The organism is Lentzea sp. DG1S-22 (assembly GCF_036321065.1).
GTDB lineage: Bacteria > Actinomycetota > Actinomycetes > Mycobacteriales > Pseudonocardiaceae > Lentzea > Lentzea jiangxiensis.
This window is the reverse complement of record NZ_CP143276.1, coordinates 590,283-609,876: the sequence shown is the minus strand read 5'-3', so window position 1 is coordinate 609,876 and position 19,594 is coordinate 590,283. Positions and strand designations below refer to the sequence as shown.

Sequence of the window (19,594 nt, the reverse complement as noted above, 5' to 3'; positions counted from 1 at the left end):
GGCGCCTTGCCTCAGTGCCCGGTCCTGATGAGCCGGAACCCGGCCTCCTCCGCCTTCTCCGGCGGCACCACGTCACGGGTGTCGAAGAGGAGCGGCACGCGCACGTGGTGCGCCAGTTCCGGCCAGTCCAGCTCGGCGAACTCCGGCCACTCCGTCAGCACCACCACGACGTCCGCCCCGGCCGCCGCCTCCGCCGCGCTCCCCACCACGGTGATGCCGGGCCGGTTGCCCGTGACGCACGGGTCGTAGGCCGTCAGCGAGGCGCCTTCCCGGGCTAGCATCCCCGCCACCACCAGGGCCGGCGAGTCGCGCAGGTCGTTGGTGCCCGCCTTGAACGTCAGCCCCAGCAGCCCGATCCGGGCCCCGGCGAGCGGTCCGGCCTCCGAGCGGATCCGGTCGACGACCCGCCGCGGCTGGTGCCGGTTGGTCGCGATGGCCGCCTCGAGCGTGGCGAAGTCGACGCCGGCGGTGCGCGCCGTCGCGAGCAGCGCCAGCGTGTCCTTCGGCAGGCACGAGCCTCCCCAGCCCGGACCGGGCGCGAGGCACGACGCGCCGATCCTGTCGTCGAGCCGCATCCCCTCCGTGACGCCGTCGATGTCGGCGTTCAGCTGTTCGCACAGTTCGGCCAGCGTGTTGACGTACGACAGCTTCAGCGCCAGGAAGCAGTTGCTCGCGTACTTCACCAGTTCGGCACTGGTGTTGTCGGTGAGGACGACGGGGGCGCGGGTCGGCCCGTACAGCTCGGCGACCTCGCGGGCCTGCCGTTCGTCCTGCGCGCCGACCACGATCCGTTGCGGGCGCAGGAAGTCCTCGACGGCGTGGCCCTCGCGCAGGAACTCCGGGTTCGACACGACACCGGGGTGCCTGGCCGCCGTGCCGACGGGCACGGTCGACTTCAGCACGACCGGGGTCGAGGTCTGGCCCAGCACGTCCTCGACGGCGGACAGGTCGGCCTCGCCGTCGGCGCCGGTCGGCGTCTGCACGCAGATGAACGTGTAGTCCACATCGGACAGAGCGCTGCCCTGGACGAACCGCAGGCGGCCGCTCTCCAGACCTTCCGCGACGAGCTCGCGCAGCCCGGGCTCGTGCAGCGCGACCTCGCCCGCGGACAGCGCCCGCACCTTGGCCGCGTCCACGTCCGCGCACGTCACGTTGTGCCCGAGGTGGGCGAAGCAGGCAGCGGTGGTCAGGCCGACGTAGCCGGCGCCGATGACTCCGATTCGCACAGCACACCTCCCGCGGCGTCCAGGACTTCCTCGACCGTGATCCGCAGCAGCCCCGGATCCGGGACGTCGGCGAACGTGTCGCCGGTCGTGCCGTGCCAGAGCACCCGGTGCGGTCCCCGGCGCGGTCCCCACAGGGCAGGCGGAACCGGGCCGAACAGCAGCACCGACGGCGTCCGGTAGGCGGTGGCCACGTGGGCGACCCCGGTGTCGCCGCAGACGACGAGCCGGGCGGTGCCGACGAGGTCCATCAAGTCGGCCAGGGTGCCCGCCACGACGTTCGGGCCGACCCGGCGGGCGAGGTCCTCCTCCCCCGGTCCGGCGGTGATCACCACTTCGGGTCCGAGCGCCCGCGCGACCTCGGCGTACCTCTCCGCCGGCCACCTCCGCGCGCCCGTGCTCGCGCCGGGGTGGACCACGATCCGGCCGGTCCGCTCTCCCGGGGGCGCCAGCCTGAAGTCGTCGGGATCGCAGTGGATCCCGTGCCGTTGCAGCAGATGGCACCACCGCAGCACCTCGTGCTGTTCGGCGGGCCACGCGAGGGCCGTCACCCTCTCGTCCCACCGGCCGTCGGCGTAGGTGATCAGGCGGCGCGGCTGCGTGGCCAAAAGCCGTTCGACGCTCTGGGGACCCCTGCCGTGCAGGTTGACCGCGAGGTCGGGCCGGTGGAAGTCGATCGGCGCCAGTTCCGCGGTGGGCAGCAGCGCGTCCACCACCTCGATCCTGGACACCGCGTCCGCGAGCCACCCGGGCGCGGCCAGGGTGATCTCCGCCCGCGGGAACGCCGCCCGCAGCCCCCTGAGGGCCGGCACGGCGGTCAGCAGGTCGCCCAGCCCGAGCGCCCGCAGCACCAGGATCCTCACGGCCGCACCCGCCGGTGCCGCAGCTCGCCGCGCACCCGGTGCCAGCAGGCGACGGGAGGGATCAGCGCGCTCGTCACCAGCATGCGGACCACCTCGTCCCAGGTCCGCGGTCCGGGCGCGATCCGCACGACCGCGAACCACACCGTGCGTCCCGCCCACGCCGCGGCGAACGCCCCCGCCACGCGGCGCAGGCCGAGCGCTCCGCACAGGACCGCGAGCAGTCCGGACGCCGTGGTCGCCACGTGCGACGGCAGCCGTCCCCGCTGCCCTCCGATCCGCGACCGCCACTTCGGCCCCACCAGCCGGCGCATCAGGGCGTCGTCGGCGTTGCCGCGCTGGTCGCGGACGCTGGTGAGGAAGGTCGAGGGCTTCACCGGGTGCGTCGTGACGCGGGAGCCGCGCACGATCCGGTAGCCGAGGTCCTGCACGCGCAACGCCAGCTCGGCGTCCTCGCGGTAGGCGCGCGGGAACCGTTCGTCGAACCCGCCCGCCCGCGCCAGGGCTTCACGCCGGTACGCCATGTCGGCGGTGATCCAGTGGGCGGTGGCGAGACCCGCCGTGCCGCGCTCGGCGTCGGTCGGCCTGCGGTCCTGCGGCAGCGGCACGACGATCCGCGCCTGGCTCGCCCCGACGTCCTCGGGCAGGTCGGCGAGATCCGCCCACAGCCGCGCCTTCCAGTCGGGCGCGAGCACCACGTCGTCGTCGAGGAACGCCACCCAGTCGCCCTTCGCCTTCCGCCAGCCGGTGTTGCGCGCGGCGGCCGGGCCGAGGCGGGTCTCGCGGTCGTCCACCACGAGCACCTCGCACGGGTCGGGCCCCTCGCCCTCGGCCAGCGCGCGCAGCAGGACGTCCAGGTTCGGCCGCCCGACGGTGGGGATCACGACGGAGTAGCTCATCGGCGCACCACGAAGGGGCCGATGGCGAGCAGGTCGATCGGGGACGAGCCGAAGCACTCCAGCGCGTCGCGCGGGCTGTCGACCATCGGCCGTCCCGCGGTGTTGAGGCTGGTGTTCACGACCACCGGGACGCCGCTGCGCGCCTCGAACTCGTGCAGCATCCGCTCGAGCAGCGGGTCACCGTCGACGGTCTGGGCGCGGGCCGTGCCGTCCACGTGCACCACGGCCGGGATGCGGTCGGTCCACTCCGGACGGACGTCGTGCACGAAGAGCATGTACGGGCTGGGGATCGGGCCGCGCGTGAACACGTCCGCGGCACGCGAGGCGAGCACCATGGGCGCCACCGGCCGGAACTGCTCGCGGCCCTTCACGTCGTTCAGCCGCGTCAGGTTCTCGGCGTAGCAGGGGTTCGCGAGCAGGGAGCGGCGGCCGAGGGCGCGCGGGCCGTACTCGCTGCGGCCCTGGAACCACGCCACGATCTTGTTCGCGGCCAGCGCCTCGGCGACCTCCAGCGCCACGTCGTCGGACCTCTTGTACGGCACGGCGGCGACCCGCAGCGCCGACTCGATCTCGTCGTCGGTGAAGCCGCGCCCGAGGTCCGCGCCCGGCATCGGCGACACGACGTCCGCGCTCGCGTGCAGCGCCGCTCCCAGCGCGGTGCCCGCGTCTCCGGCGGCGGGCTGGACCCACACCTCGTCGAACGGCCCCTCCGCGAAGATCCTCGTGTTGGCCACGCAGTTCAGCGCCACGCCGCCGGCCATCGTCAGGCGGGTCTCGCCGGTGCGCTCGTGCAGCCACCGCACGAGTTCCAGCAGCACCTCCTCGAGGCGCACCTGCACGCTCGCCGCCAGCTCGGCGTGCTCACGGGTGAGGTCCTCGTCCTTGCCGCGCTGCTTGGCGAGCGTGCTCCAGTCGAGCGGCCGGATCTCGAAGCCGCCGTCGCGCACCACGACGTGCTCGCGCATCAGGTCGAGGTGCACCGGTTCGGCGTGCGAGGCCAGCGCCATGACCTTGTACTCGTCGCTGGACCGCAGGAACCCCAGGTGCTCGGTCAGGTCCTCGTACATCAGGCCGAGCGAGTGCGGGAGCCGCTGGGACGCGAAGGTCGTCAGCGTCTGGTCCACGTACCGCCCGGCGAGGTGCGAGCCGCACTCGCCGCGGCCGTCGGCCACCAGCACGGCGCAGTTGCCGCCGAAGGGCGCGGCGAGGCCGGTGGACGCGGCGTGCGCGACGTGGTGCGGCACGAACTGGACGATGTCGGGATCGAGACCCGGCAGCGAGGTGGCGAGGAACTGCGGAGCCTTGCGCGCGTAGGTCGTCCGCAGTTCCTCCCATGGTGCGTACTCCGCGTCGACCAGGGCGGGGTCGTAGGAGTACGCGACGGCGTCGAGGTCGGCGGCGGTCAGGCCGGCCTGCTCGAGGCACCAGCGCGCCGACAGCTCGGGCTGTTCCCACGTGGAGAACGGCACCGGGCGCTTGCCGTGCTTGCGGCGGGAGAACCGTTCCTCCTCCGCCGCCGCCACGACCTCGCCGTCGACCACCAGTGCCGCGGCGGGGTCGTGGAACACCGCGTTGATCCCGAGAACTCGCATGACGAGCGGCTACCCGGCGAATTCCCGGACAAACGACCGCAGTCCCTCTTCCAGCGGAACGCTCGGCTGCCAGCCCAGGACCTCCCGCGCCAGGGCGATGTCCGGGCGCCGGCGGCGGGGATCGTCCACCATCGACTCGACGTGGCGGATCACCGACGAGCTGCCGGTCACCTCGATGCTGCGGCGCGCGACGTCGAGCACGGTGACCTCGTCCGGGTTGCCGAGGTTGATCGGTCCGGGGTGCTCGGAGCGCGCCATCGCGAGCAGCCCGCGCACGAGGTCGTCGACGTAGCACAGCGAACGGGTCTGCAACCCGTCGCCGTGGACGGTCAGCGGCTCGCCCGCCAGCGCCTGCCGCAGGAACGTGGGGATCATCCTGCCGTCGTGCGCGCGCATCCTGGGCCCGTAGGTGTTGAAGATCCGCACGATTCCCGTGTCGACGCCGTGTTCCGCGCGGAACGCGACGGTCATCGCCTCGCCGAACCGCTTGGCCTCGTCGTAGACGCTGCGCGGCCCGATGGGGTTCACGTGCCCCCAGTACGACTCGCGCTGCGGGTGTTCCTCCGGGTCGCCGTAGACCTCGCTGGTCGACGCGACGACGACGCGGGCGCCCTTGCCGCGCGCCAGTTCCAGCGCGTGGTAGGTGCCGAACCCGCCCGCCTTCAGCGTGTCCACCGGCATGCGCAGGTAGTCCGCGGGCGAGGCGGGGCACGCCAGGTGCAGTACCAGGTCGACGGGACCGGGCAGGTCGAGCGGCCGCGACACGTCGGCCACGACGATCTCCACCCCGGCGGGCACGTTCTCGCGCGACCCGGTCCGCAACGAGTCGACGCACACCACCTCCGCGCCCTCCCGCAGCAGCGCCTCGCAGACGTGCGAACCGAGGAAGCCCGCCCCGCCCGTCACGACCACTCGTTCAGGCGACATCGAGCACCGTCTTGAGCCAGCCGTCCTCGCGGAGGTCGAACGACCTGTAGGCCTCGATCGCGGCGCTGGGCGGCTCGTGCCGGGTGATGAACGCGGTCGGGTCGACCACGCCGGTGAGCACGAGGTCGAGCAGGTCCGGGATGTAGCGGCGGTGGTTGCAGTTGCCCATGCGCAGCGTGAGGTTCTTGTTCATCGCGTCGCCGATCGGGAACTGCCCGAACCCCGGCGGGTAGACGCCGATGATCCCGATCGAGCCCGCTTTGGCGACGAGCTCGACGGCCCACTGCAGGGCCAGCGCCGGCGAGTCGCCCGGCTTCCACTGCTCGTCCCCGCGCTCTCCGGGGCTCTCCGCGTCGACACCGACGGCCTCGATCACGCGGTCCGGCCCGATGCCGCCGGTCAGGTCCTTCACGACCTCGAGGGGGTCCTCGGAGTTGAAGTCGACGGTCTCGGCGTTCTGCTCGCGTGCCTTGTCGAGCCTCGACGCGATGCCGTCGACGACGATCACGCGGCCGGCCCCCTGCCGTTTCGCCGAGGCGATCGCGAACTGGCCGACCACCCCGGCGCCGAGCACCAGCACGGTGTCGCCGGGGCCGACCTCGGCGAGGCGCGACCCGAACCACGCGGTCGGGAAGATGTCGGAGACGAGGATCGCCTGGTCGTCGTTCACGCCGTCCGGGATGCGCACCATCGTCGTGGCCGCGTACGGGATCCGGGCGAACTCGGCCTGCAGGCCGTTGACCGGGCCGGTCGCCTCGGGTCCGCCGAAGAAGCAGGTGCCGGCGGCCGGGCCGTTCGGGTTCGCGGTGTCGCACTGCGCGTAGTAGCCGGCGCGGCAGTAGGAGCACGTGCCGCACCCGATCGTGGACGGGATCACCACCCGGTCGCCCGGCGAGAACCCGCGCACGGCGGACCCCACCTCCTCGACGACGCCGACCGCCTCGTGCCCCAGCACGGTCCCCTCGACCATGCCCGGCATCGTGCCGCGCACCATGTGCAGATCGGTGCCGCAGATGGCGCTGCGGGTGATCCGGATGACCGCGTCCGTCGGTTCGTGGACCTTCGGGTCCTCCACGTCGTCGAGCCTGATGTCGCCTTCGCCGTGCCACACGACAGCCTTCACGTTTCCGCCTCCCTGCGTCGTCGACCTGGGTCTTCCCGTGGTCGTCGGCGGCAAACACCAGCTCAGCGGACATCCAGGCCGTTCGGCACGGGAGGGCTGCCGGTTTTCGGCCCTGTCGAGCCGGGCGTGGAGGGCGTCGTGAACCGCGGCGGCTCCTCGCCGGGCCGATCGCTGCCGGGTCAGCCCTCGAGACGGGAGACCAGCACTCCCCCGCGTTCGACGAACGCCTCCGGCAGCCACGGCCGCTCGACCTCGCGGCCGTTCCACCGCGTCTCCCGCACGTGCACACCGGGGGTGCCGGTGGCGAGGATCGTGATGTTCTTCTTCGTGATCCGGGCCTTGGTGAACATCGGGCTGGACAGGTGGAGTTCGGCGCTGCTCGGCGTGCGCGGGTAGAGGCCCAGCGCGGCGAAGACGTACCAGGCGGACATCGTGCCGAGGTCGTCGTTGCCGGGCAGGCCGGACGGCCCCGTCTTGTAGACCAGGCGGGCCATCGCGCGCACGGTCTCCTGGGTCTTCCGCGGCTGGCCGAGCTCGTTGTAGATCCACGGCGTGTGGATGCCGGGCTCGTTCGTCGGGTCGTACCGCAGGGCGTCACCGCCGGTGGCCCACGAGCCGTCCGCGTGCTTGAAGAACCCGTCGAGCCTGGTGGCCGCCACTTCCGGCCCTCCCATCGCCTGCGCGAGACCTTGGACGTCGTGCGGCACCATCCACGTGTAGGTGGCGCTGCTGCCCTGGTCGGAGGCCGGGTTGAACGGGGTCACCCAGCTGCCGTCGGCCTTGCGGGCCTGCTGGTGGCCGGTGGCCGGGTTGAACGTGTTGCGCCACCAGCCCGCGCGCTCCTCCATCGCCGCGTCCGGACGGCCGAGCCTGCGCCCGAGGTCGGCGAGCGCCCGGTCGGCCACGGCGTCCTCGAGCGTCTCGGCGGCGCCTCCCCAGCAGTGGCAGGTGTCGTGGGGTGCGTAGCCGAGCCTCGTGTACTCCGCGAGGTTCGGGCGCTGGCCCTCGCACTGGCCGGGGCAGCCCCTGTCGGACAGGCCGTCCGGGTGCGGGACGGTCGCCTGGCGCAGCAGTGAGTCGTAGGCGGCGTTGACGTCGAAGTCCTTGGCGCCCATGGCGTACATGCCCGCGATCGCCGGTGCGGACGGGTCCCCGGTCATGACGTGCGTCGGGCCGGTGATGTGGACCCAGCGGTCCCACACCCCGCCGTTGCGGCGCGAGATCTCCAGCAACGACTGGGCGAAGTCGCTCGCCACGTCCGGGGCCAGCAGCGCCAGCAGCTGCGTGTGGGCTCGGTACTGGTCCCAGCCGGAGAAGTTGCCGTGCCGCGTCGCCTGGCCGACGTCCGTGATCACGTTGGGCTGCAGGAAGGTGTGGTAGAGCGCGGTGTAGAAGATCGTGCGTTCTTCGGTCGTGCCACCGTCGACCTCGACCGCGCGCAGCTGCTTCGCCCACGCCTTGCGCGCTTCCTCCGCCACGTCGTCCACGGTCGCGCGCTTCGGGATCTCCGCGGCGAGGTTGCGCTTCGCCGCGTCGAGGCTCGTGTAGGAGATGCCGACGCGCATGCGGACCTTGCTGTCCGCGAAGGACACGTAACCGCCGGACCCTCTGCCCGCACGCGCGCTCCCGGTCAGGTAGCCCTCGCCGCCGCTCGCCTGCGTCGTGCCCGGACGCAGCTCGCTGTCGACCCACGTGCCGTAGTTCGCGATCGGGCGGTCGAACGACGCCGTGAAGTGCAGCCGGTAGCAGGTCTTCTGGTTGTTCGTGCCGCCGTTCGCGCGGCGGCCGCAGAACGCGCCGGTCAGCACCGAGCCGGAGACGCTGTTCGCCGCCGGGTCGATCGTGATGTCGGCGTCCTCGCTGCCGTTGAGCGGGTTGGAGGTGCGGAACAGCAGCGAACCGCTGACCGGGAAGGTGAACTCGCCGATGCCCGCGCGGGTCGTGACGGACAGGTCCGCCGTGGCACCGGACGCCAGGCCCACCCGGTAGCGGCCGGCCTCGGCCTTCTCGTCGGCGTGCGAGAAGTCGCTGGCGAAGATCTGGTCCCGGGTGTCCGCCGTCGGCGACGAGGTGATCTCGCCGACGTGCGGCATGATCGGGACGTCGCCCGCGGCGCCGGGGTGGCAGCCCGCCCCGTTGACGTGCGTGAGGCTGAAGCCGCGGACCCTGGTGGCGTCGTGGGCGTACCCGTTGGCGGCACCGGTGTCGGTCTGGTCACCGCGGGTCGACGTGGGGCTCCAGGAGATCATCCCGAACGGCCGCACGGCGCCCGGATAGGTGTTGCCGCCGCCCGCCGAGCCGATCAGCGGGTCGACGTACCGGGTGTCGTCTCTCACCGCCGCGCTCGCGGGGGTCGCCAGTGCGGCGGTGAGGACAGTGACCAGGAGGACCGGGAGCGCTCTCACGTCCCGGACCCCAACCCGGTTTCAGTGAACGCAGGGTGGCCGGTAGCCGTCGACCTTCAGCCCCTGGAACTCCAGGTCGTTCTTCGTGTTGCCGACGAACACCAGGCCGCGGGCGTCGTCGAGGGCCTCGGCGAGCGGGTAGGACGGCTTGCCGAGCGCCGGCAGGTACGTCCAGTTCTCCGTCTTGAAGCTGAAGAACTGCTTCACGAGCCGGCCGCCGGTCGACGGGATCTCGGTGACCCACTTGTCGCCGCCGCTCCAGAACTCGGCGGGCCGCAGCTGGACGTACAGGTCGTCGGTGGCGCGGTAGGTGAGCCAGAACCCGCGCGAATCCGACAGGTCCGCCTGTGCCTCGAACCTGTTGCCCAGCCAGACGACCATGACGGCCCAGTCGTCGGCGAGGAACTTGATCTTCGCGGTGTGGTCGTGCCGTCCCTTCGGCACGAGGATGCTCCCGGTCGCGGGTTCCGTGGCACCTTCGCCACTGGCGATCCACTGCTGGTACCGGTCGATGGACGGGGTGGCGCACTCGCGGCCGTGCGAGGCGTTCGCGACCGCGGTCGAGCCGAGGGTGAACAGCAACGCGCACGCGATCACCGCGACGCGTCCGGACGTCGATTTCAGGCGCATCCCGCGGACCGTAGCGGAAATTGGTATGAACCATTTCCCTTCACCGTTGACAGCCCGTCTCACCTGGCCGCCGGCCTACAACCTGATCAGGGCCTGGACGGCGAGGTGGTCGGTCGGGTACTGGCCGTCCCGCTGGAAGGCGTTGATCGCGGCCGCCTCGACCGTGGCGCCGCGGGTGAGGATCCAGTCGATGCGCGGACCGTCCGGCACCGGCGGGCCGAACCCGTGGAACGTCCCGTAGGCGGGCGTGGTCCGCGGCCCGGCGACCCAGGTGTCGGTCAGGATCGACGTGAGGGTGGCGTAGGCCGGTGAGCCGGGCACGTCGTTGAAGTCGCCGGTGACGACCACCGGCAACGTCTGCGCGGCGAGCCGGTCGCGCACGAACTCGGCCGAGCACAGGCGCGCGTTCGCCGACTCGTGGTCGAAGTGGGTGTTGACCAGCACGAACTGCTTGCCCGTGAGGCGGTCCGCGAACCTGACCCAGGTGACCATGCGGACCACGTTGTTGCCCCACGACCGCGAGGCGACGACGTTCGGCGTGTCGGACAGCCACTCGTGGTCGAACTCGAGCGGCTGCACCCGGATGGTGTCGAAGAAGACCGCCATGAACTCGTCGCGGCTGCCGCCCGCCCGGCCGAGGCCGATCCAGTCGTAGTGGTCCGGCAGGTCGTGCGCGATGTCGCCGAGCTGCCCGTACAGGCCCTCCTGCGTGCCGATGACGGTCGGCAGCGTGCTCATCAGCAGCTGCGCCATCACCGGCCGTCTCGTGGCCCACGAGTTCGGCTCGGCGTCCGAGGCGTACCGCAGGTTCAACGACATCACGCTCAAGGTCGACACCGTGCCGAGCATGGCACAGGCCTGCCCCGGGGAAGGGGCAGGCCCGCGTTCACCTAGGCGGGCGCGTAGCCGGCCGGCGTGCTGGTGAACGTGCCGCGGCCCTGCGTCCGGCTGCGCAACGCCGTCACGTAGCCGAACATCTCCGCCAGCGGCACGCTCGCCGTCACGACCGCCTCACCGGCTCTCGCCCGCGAGCCGAGGATCCGGCCGCGCCGCGAGGCCAGGTCGCCCAGCACACCACCGAGGTGCTCCTCCGGCACGGTGACCGCGACTTCGGCGATCGGTTCGAGCAGCGTCGTGGCGCCCGCCTTCAGCGCCTCGCGCAGCCCGAGCCGTCCCGCCGTGCGGAACGCCATCTCCGACGAGTCCTTGACGTGCGTGGACCCGTCGGTGAGCGTCACCCGCAGGCCGGTCACCGGGTGGCCCAGAGGTCCCTCGGCGAGCGCGTCCCGGCAGCCCTGCTCGACCGCGCTGACGAACTCCCGCGGCACCCGGCCGCCGGTGACGGTGCAGCGGAACTCGAACCCGGTCTCCAGCGGTTCGGTGTCGATCACCACGTGGGCGAACTGGCCCGCGCCTCCGTCCTGCTTCACGTGCCGGTGGACGAACCCCGTGACACCGCTCGCGACGGTCTCGCGGTAGGACACCCGTGGGCGTCCCATGCTGATCTCGACGCGGTGGCTCGTGCGAGCCTTCTGCACCGCGACCTCCAGCTGCAGCTCGCCCAGGCCGGACAGCACGGTCTGGCCGGTTTCCGGGTCCGTCCTGACCTGCAGCGACGGGTCCTCGTCGACCAGGTGCGCCAGCGCCTCGGCCAGCCGGGCGTTGTCCGCGCTGGTCCTCGCCTCCACCGCCACCGACACGACGGGGCCGGCCGACACCGGCGGTTCGAGCAGCAGAGGAGCGTCCGGCGCGCACAGGGTCGCCCCGATGCGGGCCGACCTCAGCCCGACGAGTGCCACGATGTCCCCCGCGACGGCCCGGTCGACCGGCGTGTGCCGGTCGGCCTGGACGCGCAGGACCCGGCCGATGCGCTCGCCGCGGCCGGCGACGAGGACCGTCTCTCCCTTGTGGAGGGTGCCCGAGTAGACGCGGACGTACGCCAGCCGTCCGGTGGCGGTGGAGTTCACCTTGAACACCAGCGCCGCGAGCGGCGCGTCCGGATCCGCCTCCCGTTCCTCGCCGTCGACGCCCCGCACCGGCGGAACGTCCACAGGGGACGGAAGATACGCGATCACCGCGTCCAGCAGCGGTTCGACACCGCGGTTGCGGTAGGCCGAGCCGCACAGCACGACGGTTCCGTTGCCCTGAAGCGTCAACTCCCTCAAAGCGTTCTCGAGCGTCTCTTCGGACAACCCTCCCGCGAAGAACTCCTCGACGGCGTCGGGGTGCAGCTCCGCCACCGCCTCCTCCAACAGCCTGCGGCGGCGTTGTGCCTCCGCCAGCAGCGCTTCCGGCACGGGTCCCTCGGTCATCCCGTCGTCGTCCCAGACCAGCGCCCGCAGGCGCACCAGGTCGACGACACCGCGGAACCCGTCCTCCGCGCCGATCGGCAGCTGCACGACGAGCGGCACGGCGTGCAGGCGCGTGCGGATCGACTCGACGGCGTCGTCCAGGTCCGCGCCCGCCCGGTCGAGCTTGTTGACGAACGCGATCCTCGGCACGCCGTGCCGGTCCGCCTGCCGCCACACCGACTCGCTCTGCGGTTCCACCCCGGCCACGCCGTCGAACACCGCGACCGCCCCGTCGAGCACGCGCAGGGACCGTTCGACCTCGTCGGAGAAGTCGACGTGCCCCGGCGTGTCGATGAGGTTGACGCGGTGGCCGTCCCACGTGCAGGTGACGGCCGCGGCGAAGATCGTGATGCCGCGGTCGCGCTCCTGCGGGTCGAAGTCCGTGACGGTGGTGCCGTCGTGGACCTCGCCGCGCTTGTAGGTGCTGCCGGTGGCGTACAGGACGCGTTCGGTGAGCGTGGTCTTGCCCGCGTCGACGTGGGCGAGGACGCCGATGTTGCGGACAGCGTCCAACGTGATCGTGCGCATGGTCGTGTGCCTTTGGTGTCAAGGACTTGCGGGGTCAGCGCGATGACCCGACGAACACCTCCGAAGGGGTTCGTCAGACACTCCGGTGCCCGGCGCGCAGCGAGCAGCCGGGGCGCGGAGACACGAGGATCACGTCGAAACGGGACGGGAGGACGACGGTGGTGCGCACGGCCGGTCCCCTCTCGTCGTCCCAGGTGATGTCGATCGTGGAGTGTAGACATCGTGAGCGGCGCCTCACAACGCTTTTAGGAACACCTCCACCATGCTCGACGTTGCTACGGGTATGCGACTGTGCTTGCTCGGCGACTCGATCGCCGCCGGTGTCGGCAGCACCCGCCGGGAGGACACGCTCGGCCCGTTGCTCGCCACCCGCCTCCGCGCCGCCGGACACCACGTCGACCTCCGCGTGCACGCCGTCGCCGGCGCCCGCTCGGCCGACCTGCGGTCCCAGGTGCGCGCCGCGGTGGCGGGCGGGATCGACATCGCCGTGGTCGTGATCGGCGCGAACGACCTCACCAGGTTCGTCCCGGCCCAGGTCGGCGCGCAGCAGCTGCACGACGCCGTCGCGGATCTCCGCGCCGCCGGAGCCGAGGTGGTCGTCGCCACCGCACCGGACCTGAGCATCGTCTCGCACGTCCCGCCCGCGCTGCGCGACGTCGTGTCGGCCGTGAGCCGCGACTACGCCAACGTGCAGCAGCAGGCCGTCATCCGGGCGGGAGGTGTGGTCGCCCACGTCGAGCGCGTCGTCACCCCGCGCTTCGCCTCCGACCCGTCGCTCTTCGCCGCCGACCGCTTCCACCCGTCCGCCGCCGGCTACCGCGAGATCGCCACCGCGCTCGCCCCCGCCGTGGAGTCCGTCGCGGCACGGCGGTCCGCCTGACCGATTGCGATCAAGGCCGTGGCGTCGTACTGTCCACACTAAGTTCAAGCATTGAACGAATGAGGTGGATGATGAGCACGCCCACTCCGGCGGACAAGTTCTCCTTCGGTCTCTGGACCGTGGGCTGGCAGGGTCGCGACCCCTTCGGCCACGCCACGCGGCCCGAGCTCGACGTGGTCGAGGCGGTGCACCGGCTCGCCGAGCTCGGCGCGTACGGCCTGACGTTCCACGACGACGACCTGTTCGGCTTCGACGCCACGCACCGCGACCAGCAGATCAGCCGGTTGCAGGGCGCGCTCGCCGAGACCGGCCTCGTCATCCCGATGGTGACGACGAACCTGTTCGAGCACCCCGTGTTCAAGGACGGCGGTCTGACCAGCAACGACCGCGGCGTGCGGCGGTTCGCGCTGCGCAAGGTGCTGCGCAACATCGAGCTGGCGGCCGAGCTCGGCGCCAAGACGTTCGTGCTGTGGGGCGGCCGTGAGGGCTCCGAGTACGACACCGCCAAGGACGTGCAGGCGGCGCTCGACCGGTACCGCGAGTCCATGAACCTGCTCACGCAGTTCGTCACCGACCGCGGCTACGACATCCGGTTCGCGCTCGAGCCCAAGCCGAACGAGCCGCGCGGCGACATCCTGCTGCCCACGATCGGGCACGCGATCGCGTTCATCTCCGAGCTGGACCAGCCGGAACTCGTCGGCCTCAACCCCGAGGTCGGGCACGAGCAGATGGCGGGTCTGAACTTCGTGCACGGCATCGCGCAGGCGCTGTGGCACGGCAAGCTGTTCCACATCGACCTCAACGGCCAGCGCAGCATCAAGTACGACCAGGACCTGGTGTTCGGCCACGGCGACCTGATGAACGCGTTCGCGCTGGTCGACCTGCTGGAGACCGCCGGCTACGACGGCCCGAGGCACTTCGACTACAAGCCGTCGCGGACCGAGGACATCAAGGGCGTCTGGGACTCCGCGCGCGCGAACATGGCGACGTACCTGCTGCTGCGCGACCGCGCCGCGGCCTTCCGCGCGGACCCCGAGGTGCAGGAGGCGCTGCAGATCGCGGGCGTCGCCGAGCTGGGCCAGCCGACCCTGAACGCCGGCGAGTCCTACGACGACCTGCTGAAGGACGACGACGGGTTCGACCCGAACCAGGCGGCCGAGCGCGGCTTCGGCTTCGTGCGCCTGAACCAGCTCGCGCTCGAGCACCTCACCGGAGCGCGCTGACATGACGCTGGTCGCCGGCGTCGACTCCTCGACGCAGTCGTGCAAGGTCGTGATCCGCGACGCGGAGACCGGCGAGCTCGTCCGCGAGGGGCGCGCCTCCCACCCGGACGGCACCGAGGTGCACCCCTCGCACTGGTGGTCCGCGCTGCAGACCGCGCTGTCCGACGCCGGCGGCCTGGACGACGTGGCGGCGCTCAGCGTCGCCGGTCAGCAGCACGGCATGGTCTGCCTCGACGAGAACGGCGAGGTGGTGCGCGAGGCGCTGCTGTGGAACGACACCCGTTCCGCGGCGGCGGCGGCGGACCTGACCGCCGAGCTCGGTGCCTCGGAGTGGTCGGCGCGCATCGGCCTCGTGCCGGTCGCGTCGTTCACCATCACGAAGCTCCGCTGGCTCGCCCAGCACGAACCGGCCAACGCACAGCGCACCGCCGCCGTCTGCCTCCCGCACGACTGGCTGACGTGGCGGCTGCGCGGCACCGGCGACCTGGCCGACCTGGTCACGGACCGCTCGGACGCCTCGGGCACCGGCTACTTCGACTCGGCGACCGACTCGTACGTCCCTGACCTGGTGTCCCTGGGCCTGGGCCGCTCCGACGTGGTGCTGCCGCGCGTCCTCGGCCCTGCCGAGTTCGTCGAGGGCCCGGTCCGGCTGGGCGCGGGCGCGGGGGACAACGCCGCGGCGATGCTCGGCGTGGGCGGCGGCGTCGTGGTGTCCCTCGGCACCTCCGGCGTCGTGACGGCCACGAGCGACGTCCGCGCGGAGGACCCGTCGGGCATCGTCGCGGGCTTCGCCGACGCCACCGGCCGGTACCTGCCGCTGGCGTGCACCCTCAACGCCGCCCGCGTCCTGGACGCGACGGCGCGCATGCTCGGCGTGGACCTGGAGCAGCTCAGCACCCTCGCCCTCTCGGCCCCCGCGGGTGCCGAGGGACTGGTGCTGGTGCCGTACCTCGAAGGCGAACGGACGCCGAACCTGCCGGACGCCACCGGCGCGCTGCACGGACTGACCCTGACCAACGCCACCCCCGCGAACATCGCCCGCGCCGCTGTCGAGGGCATGCTCTGCGGCCTCGCCGTCGGCCTGGACGCCCTGGTGTCGCAGGGAGCGGACGTCAGCGGCGTGCGGCTCGTGGGTGGCGCTGCCGCCTCACGCGCGGTGCGGGAGATCGCACCGACGGTGTTCGGCGTGCCGGTCACGGTGCCGGCTCCGGGCGAGTACGTGGCGGACGGGGCGGCCCGGCAGGCGGCCTGGACGCTCACCGGCGGCGCGACGCCACCGGAGTGGGCCGGGGCGGAGAGCACCCGGTACGAGGCTGACGCGGTGACCTCGGTCCGGGAGCGGTACCGCGAGGCTTCCGAGCGGTACCTGACGCGATGACGGGGCGGAGGCCGGGCGTGCAGCGGCGAGGTGGCGGAGCGGGCCGGTCGAGGCCGGTCGCGACGCTGCCGCTCGTACCCGGCTGTTCGCGGGCGGCACAGCACCCGCGCGCGCACCCCCGCACCCCCTCGCCGCGATACTGGGTCCGATGACCACAGTCGACCACCTGCGCCAGGTTCGCCTCGGCAACCTGCGGACGGTCCTGCTCGCCCTGGTCGACCGCCCCGGCTCGCGGGCCGACCTCGCCGCGCGCACGGGCCTGACCAAGGCGACCCTGTCCAACCTCACCGAGCCGTTGCTGGCCAACGGGATCCTCGTCGAGGAGCCCGCCACGCTGGCCGGCATGGGCAGGCCGTCCAAGCCGTTGCGCTTCCACCCCGACGGGCCGGTCGCGGTCGGGGCCGAGATCAACGTCAGCCACCTCGCCGTCGAGACGCTCGGACTCGACGGCGAGACGCTCGACCGGCACCTCGTGCCCGCCGACATGCGCAAGGTCCCGGCGGACGAGGTGCTCGACCGCGTCGCCGCGCTGGTGCGCGAGGTCAGCGGACCGCGGAAGCTCCTCGGTGCCGGGCTCGCGATCCCCGGTGTCGTGCATGACGGCGTCGTGGTCCGCGCGCCCAACCTGCCGAAACTCGTCGGCGTGCCCCTCGCGGAGGGCCTCACCGCACGGCTCGGCGTGGAGGTGGAGCTGGACAACGAGGCGAACCTCGCCGCGCTCGCCCACCTGTGGCCGAAGCACCTGGCGGGCGAGGACTTCGTGCACGTCACCGCGGACGTCGGCATCGGCGCGGGCGTCGTGCTGGGCGGCGAGGTGTACCGGGGGGCCAGTGGCTTCGCGGGCGAGCTCGGGCACGTCGTGATCGAGCGCAACGGCGTCCGGTGCACCTGCGGCAGCCGCGGTTGTGTCGAGCGGTACGCGGGACTCGACGTCATCCTGCGCGAGGCGGGGCGCAGGCACCTCGACTCGCTCGGCAAGGCGTTGCAGGCCGGCGACCCCAAGGCGGTGGAGGCCGTGCGCAACGCCGGAGAGGCCCTCGGCGTCGGGATCGCGACGCTGATGAACCTCTTCGACGTCCCCACGGTCGTCCTCGGTGGCAGCTACGCCGTGCTGTACGACCACCTCAGCGAGGCCGTGCAGTCCGAAATGGACGGCAGGGTGCTCGCGGGAGGCGAACGGCACACGCGCCTGCTCGCCTCACCGCTCGGCGAGTTCGCGGTCGTCCGGGGCGCCGCGGGGTTGATCACGAGGCACGCCGTCCAGCAGCCAGAGCGCCTTTTCGCTTAGCCAGGACGCCCAGCACCACGCCGGCAAGCCCCACCACCGCGGACACGTAGCCGCCGACGATGCCGTAGCCGGTTCCGGGACCGCCCTCGGCCATCAGCACGACCACCGCGCCGATCACCACCCCCGCCGTCCCCAGCGCCACGGCCACCAGCGCACCCCGGAGCCGAGCCAGCGCCAACACGCCGAACACGACACCTGTGATGCCCAGGGCCGCACCGACCAGGGACCACGCACGTCCAGCACTCAGTTCGCAAGCAGCAAGCACCATGCCGACAAGCCTGGCCGCGAGGACACCCCGGGTCGTCGTGCCGGCGCAGACAACGACTACCGCGTCCGCGGTAGTCGGGAAGTCCTCCCGCCGCACGATCTACCAGCGGCGACGGGGGCATAGGCTGCACCGCATGAGCAGGCGCTGGCTGGACCTGTCGATCGCCGCCGGGGTCGCCGCGAGCCTGGTGGTGGCCGGGCACCCCGCCACCGGTCCGGGCTACGCGTTGCTGGCCGCCAGCGGCCTGGTGCTCGTCGCACGGCGGACGGCACCGCGAGCGGTGCTCGTGGCGACCGGCCTCCTCGCGCTCGGCTACCAGGCGACGGGCGCCGACGTGCCGGTGGTCGCGTTCCTCTTCGCGGTCTACTCGACCATGCGGGCGGGCCACCGCGTCTTCACCCTCACCGGCTCCGTGCTGATGCTCGCCTCGCTCCCCCTCGCCGCTCTCCTCTCGCCGCGCGACCTCACCACGTACGAGGCGTTCGCGCAGACGCGGGACGTCCTGCAGATCGCGTGGCTCATCGCCGCGGCAGCCGCGGGCGAAGCACTGAGACAAGCCGAGAAACGAGCAGACGAAGCCGAACGCAGCAAAGAGGAAACGGCGCGCAGGCGGGCCGACGAGGAGCGCCTCCACATCGCCCGCGAACTGCACGACTCACTCACCCACCAGATCTCCGTGATCAAGCTGCAGGCCGAGGTCGCCGTCCACCTCGCCCGCAAGCGCGGCGAGGAACCACCCGAGCCGCTGCTGGTGATCCGGGACGCCGGCCGCGAGGCCGCGAGGGAGCTCCGGGCGACGCTGGAAGCGCTCAGGGACGACGGCAAGAACCCGCCGCACGGCATCGACGACGTCCCCGCCCTCGTGCAGCGCGCCAGGTCCACCGGCCTGGACGCCCGGCTCACGATCGAGGGCCGCCACGAGGACGTGCCGGCCGCCGTCGACCGCACCGCCTACCGGATCGTGCAGGAGTCGCTCACGAACATCGCCCGCCACGCCGCCGCCGAGACCGCCAGGATCCACATCGACTGCACGCCGGAAGCGCTGGTCATCCGGGTCGACGACGACGGCACGGCACCGCCGAAGGCGACAGCATCGGGCGTGGGCCTGCTGGGCATGCGTGAACGCGTCACCGCGCTCGGCGGCAGCCTCCAGGCGGCGCCGCGCTCCGAGGGCGGGTTCACCGTCCGGGCCGAGCTCCCGGTGGCACAGCCGTGATCCGCGTCCTGCTGGTGGACGACCAGCCGCTGATCCGCAGCGGGTTCCGCGCGCTGCTCGACGCCGAGGACGACATCGAGGTCGTCGCCGAGGCCTCGAACGGGGCGGAAGGCGTTGCCAGAGCGAGGGAACACCGCCCGGACATCGCCCTGGTCGACGTCCAGATGCCGGAGGTCGACGGCATCGAGGCGACGCGGCGGATCGCCGCCGACCCGGACCTCGCGGGCACGCACGTCGTGATCGTCACCAACTACGGCCTCGACGAGTACGTCTTCCACGCCCTGAAGGCGGGCGCGGCCGGGTTCCTGGTCAAGGACGTCGAGCCGGAGGACTTCCTGCACGCCGTCCGGGTCGCGGCCCGCGGCGACGCGCTGCTCGCCCCGTCGATCACCCGCCGCCTGATCGACCGGTACGTGAGCCAGCCGCCGCGGCCGAAGCAGTGCCTCGACCAGCTCACCAACCGCGAGCGTGAAGCCCTCGTGCTGGTCGCGCGGGGCCTGTCGAACGACGAGATCGCAGCGGCCATGGTGATCAGCCCGCTCACCGCCAAGACGCACGTCAACCGGGCGATGGCGAAGCTGCACGCCCGCGACCGCGCCCAGCTCGTGGTGATCGCCTACGAGTCGGGCCTGGTCGTGCCGCGGCCCTCGGAGCGCGGGTAGGCCTCCGCGCCGTCCGGCCGTCGCGCTTCCCACCTGTGCCGCAGGGATTCCAGGCCTCGTGGACACGGTGAGCGACCCCACAGCCCGCACGGAAACACCGCGGGCACGGCCCCCGTTGTACAGATTGGTCGGTGCGGTCCG

17 protein-coding genes are annotated in these 19,594 nt (G+C 72.4%); 6 read left to right on the top strand and 11 right to left on the bottom strand.

The window, feature by feature from the left end; genetic code table 11:
• Positions 1-11: 11 nt before the first annotated feature.
• From V1227_RS02750 to fusA, 10 genes are all read right to left on the bottom strand, one after another.
• Positions 12-1,226: a UDP-glucose dehydrogenase family protein gene (locus V1227_RS02750; RefSeq protein WP_329790873.1), complete on the bottom strand. Its 1,215-nt coding sequence runs from the start codon at positions 1,224-1,226 to the stop codon at positions 12-14.
• Entirely contained in the window at positions 1,187-2,086 is a 900-nt protein-coding gene (locus V1227_RS02745) for a glycosyltransferase family 9 protein (RefSeq protein ID WP_329790872.1), read from the bottom strand. Before V1227_RS02745 ends, V1227_RS02750 begins: the two co-directional genes overlap by 40 nt.
• Complete coding sequence (locus V1227_RS02740) at positions 2,083-2,982, bottom strand: glycosyltransferase family 2 protein (protein ID WP_329790871.1); 900 nt, start codon at positions 2,980-2,982, stop codon at positions 2,083-2,085. Before V1227_RS02740 ends, V1227_RS02745 begins: the two co-directional genes overlap by 4 nt.
• Positions 2,979-4,574, bottom strand: coding sequence for a carbamoyltransferase family protein (locus tag V1227_RS02735; RefSeq protein ID WP_329790870.1), 1,596 nt, complete (start codon positions 4,572-4,574; stop codon positions 2,979-2,981). The genes V1227_RS02740 and V1227_RS02735 overlap by 4 nt, the downstream gene beginning before the upstream one ends.
• A 9-nt stretch (positions 4,575-4,583) precedes the next feature.
• Complete coding sequence (locus tag V1227_RS02730; RefSeq protein ID WP_329790869.1) at positions 4,584-5,501, bottom strand: NAD-dependent epimerase/dehydratase family protein; 918 nt, start codon at positions 5,499-5,501, stop codon at positions 4,584-4,586.
• A complete protein-coding gene (locus V1227_RS02725; RefSeq protein ID WP_329790868.1) occupies positions 5,491-6,624 on the bottom strand; it encodes a zinc-dependent alcohol dehydrogenase in 1,134 nt (377 codons plus the stop codon). Before V1227_RS02725 ends, V1227_RS02730 begins: the two co-directional genes overlap by 11 nt.
• A gap of 179 nt (positions 6,625-6,803) precedes the next feature.
• Positions 6,804-9,029 (bottom strand): GH92 family glycosyl hydrolase, encoded by a 2,226-nt coding sequence (locus tag V1227_RS02720; RefSeq protein WP_329790867.1) that lies wholly within the window; start codon positions 9,027-9,029, stop codon positions 6,804-6,806.
• Between the two features lie 21 nt (positions 9,030-9,050).
• Complete coding sequence (locus tag V1227_RS02715) at positions 9,051-9,659, bottom strand: hypothetical protein (RefSeq protein ID WP_329790866.1); 609 nt, start codon at positions 9,657-9,659, stop codon at positions 9,051-9,053.
• A 75-nt stretch (positions 9,660-9,734) separates the two neighbouring features.
• Complete coding sequence (locus tag V1227_RS02710) at positions 9,735-10,496, bottom strand: endonuclease/exonuclease/phosphatase family protein (RefSeq protein ID WP_329790865.1); 762 nt, start codon at positions 10,494-10,496, stop codon at positions 9,735-9,737.
• Positions 10,497-10,549: 53 nt separating this feature from the next.
• Positions 10,550-12,538 carry an elongation factor G gene (gene fusA, locus V1227_RS02705; RefSeq protein ID WP_329790864.1) on the bottom strand — a complete coding sequence of 663 codons (1,989 nt, stop codon included), beginning with the start codon at positions 12,536-12,538 and terminating at the stop codon, positions 10,550-10,552.
• A 262-nt stretch (positions 12,539-12,800) separates the two neighbouring features.
• Here fusA and V1227_RS02700 point away from each other — a divergent pair, with 262 nt between their 5' ends.
• From V1227_RS02700 to V1227_RS02685, 4 genes are all read left to right on the top strand, one after another.
• Positions 12,801-13,418 (top strand): SGNH/GDSL hydrolase family protein, encoded by a 618-nt coding sequence (locus tag V1227_RS02700; RefSeq protein ID WP_329790863.1) that lies wholly within the window; start codon positions 12,801-12,803, stop codon positions 13,416-13,418.
• Between the two features lie 68 nt (positions 13,419-13,486).
• Positions 13,487-14,641: a xylose isomerase gene (gene xylA, locus V1227_RS02695; RefSeq protein ID WP_329793942.1), complete on the top strand. Its 1,155-nt coding sequence runs from the start codon at positions 13,487-13,489 to the stop codon at positions 14,639-14,641.
• Position 14,642: 1 nt separating this feature from the next.
• A complete protein-coding gene (xylB, locus tag V1227_RS02690) occupies positions 14,643-16,019 on the top strand; it encodes a xylulokinase (protein WP_329790862.1) in 1,377 nt (458 codons plus the stop codon).
• A gap of 148 nt (positions 16,020-16,167) precedes the next feature.
• A complete protein-coding gene (locus V1227_RS02685) occupies positions 16,168-17,307 on the top strand; it encodes an ROK family protein (protein WP_329790861.1) in 1,140 nt (379 codons plus the stop codon).
• On the opposite strand, the gene V1227_RS02680 is transcribed toward V1227_RS02685, so the two are convergent.
• Positions 17,264-17,575 carry a DUF6223 family protein gene (locus V1227_RS02680; RefSeq protein WP_329790860.1) on the bottom strand — a complete coding sequence of 104 codons (312 nt, stop codon included), beginning with the start codon at positions 17,573-17,575 and terminating at the stop codon, positions 17,264-17,266. The genes V1227_RS02685 and V1227_RS02680 overlap by 44 nt on opposite strands.
• Positions 17,576-17,708: 133 nt before the next feature.
• On the opposite strand from V1227_RS02680, the gene V1227_RS02675 reads away from it, so the two are divergent.
• Positions 17,709-18,791, top strand: a complete 1,083-nt coding sequence (locus V1227_RS02675) for a sensor histidine kinase (RefSeq protein ID WP_329790859.1) — start codon at positions 17,709-17,711, stop codon at positions 18,789-18,791.
• Positions 18,788-19,453 (top strand): response regulator transcription factor, encoded by a 666-nt coding sequence (locus V1227_RS02670; RefSeq protein ID WP_329790858.1) that lies wholly within the window; start codon positions 18,788-18,790, stop codon positions 19,451-19,453. The genes V1227_RS02675 and V1227_RS02670 overlap by 4 nt, the downstream gene beginning before the upstream one ends.
• The last annotated feature ends 141 nt before the right edge of the window (positions 19,454-19,594 follow it).

Bases quoted from the DNA above. Each gene is read 5' to 3' on its own strand.
- V1227_RS02740 (WP_329790871.1), bottom strand. From the start codon at position 2,982: ATGAGCTACTCCGTCGTGATCCCCACCGTCGGGCGGCCGAACCTGGAC.
- V1227_RS02735 (WP_329790870.1), bottom strand. From the start codon at position 4,574: ATGCGAGTTCTCGGGATCAACGCGGTGTTCCACGACCCCGCCGCGGCA.
- V1227_RS02730 (WP_329790869.1), bottom strand. From the start codon at position 5,501: ATGTCGCCTGAACGAGTGGTCGTGACGGGCGGGGCGGGCTTCCTCGGT.
- V1227_RS02715 (WP_329790866.1), bottom strand. From the start codon at position 9,659: ATGCGCCTGAAATCGACGTCCGGACGCGTCGCGGTGATCGCGTGCGCG.
- fusA (WP_329790864.1), bottom strand. From the start codon at position 12,538: ATGCGCACGATCACGTTGGACGCTGTCCGCAACATCGGCGTCCTCGCC.
- V1227_RS02700 (WP_329790863.1), top strand. From the start codon at position 12,801: ATGCTCGACGTTGCTACGGGTATGCGACTGTGCTTGCTCGGCGACTCG.
- xylA (WP_329793942.1), top strand. From the start codon at position 13,487: ATGATGAGCACGCCCACTCCGGCGGACAAGTTCTCCTTCGGTCTCTGG.
- xylB (WP_329790862.1), top strand. From the start codon at position 14,643: ATGACGCTGGTCGCCGGCGTCGACTCCTCGACGCAGTCGTGCAAGGTC.
- V1227_RS02685 (WP_329790861.1), top strand. From the start codon at position 16,168: ATGACCACAGTCGACCACCTGCGCCAGGTTCGCCTCGGCAACCTGCGG.
- V1227_RS02680 (WP_329790860.1), bottom strand. From the start codon at position 17,575: ATGGTGCTTGCTGCTTGCGAACTGAGTGCTGGACGTGCGTGGTCCCTG.
- V1227_RS02675 (WP_329790859.1), top strand. From the start codon at position 17,709: ATGAGCAGGCGCTGGCTGGACCTGTCGATCGCCGCCGGGGTCGCCGCG.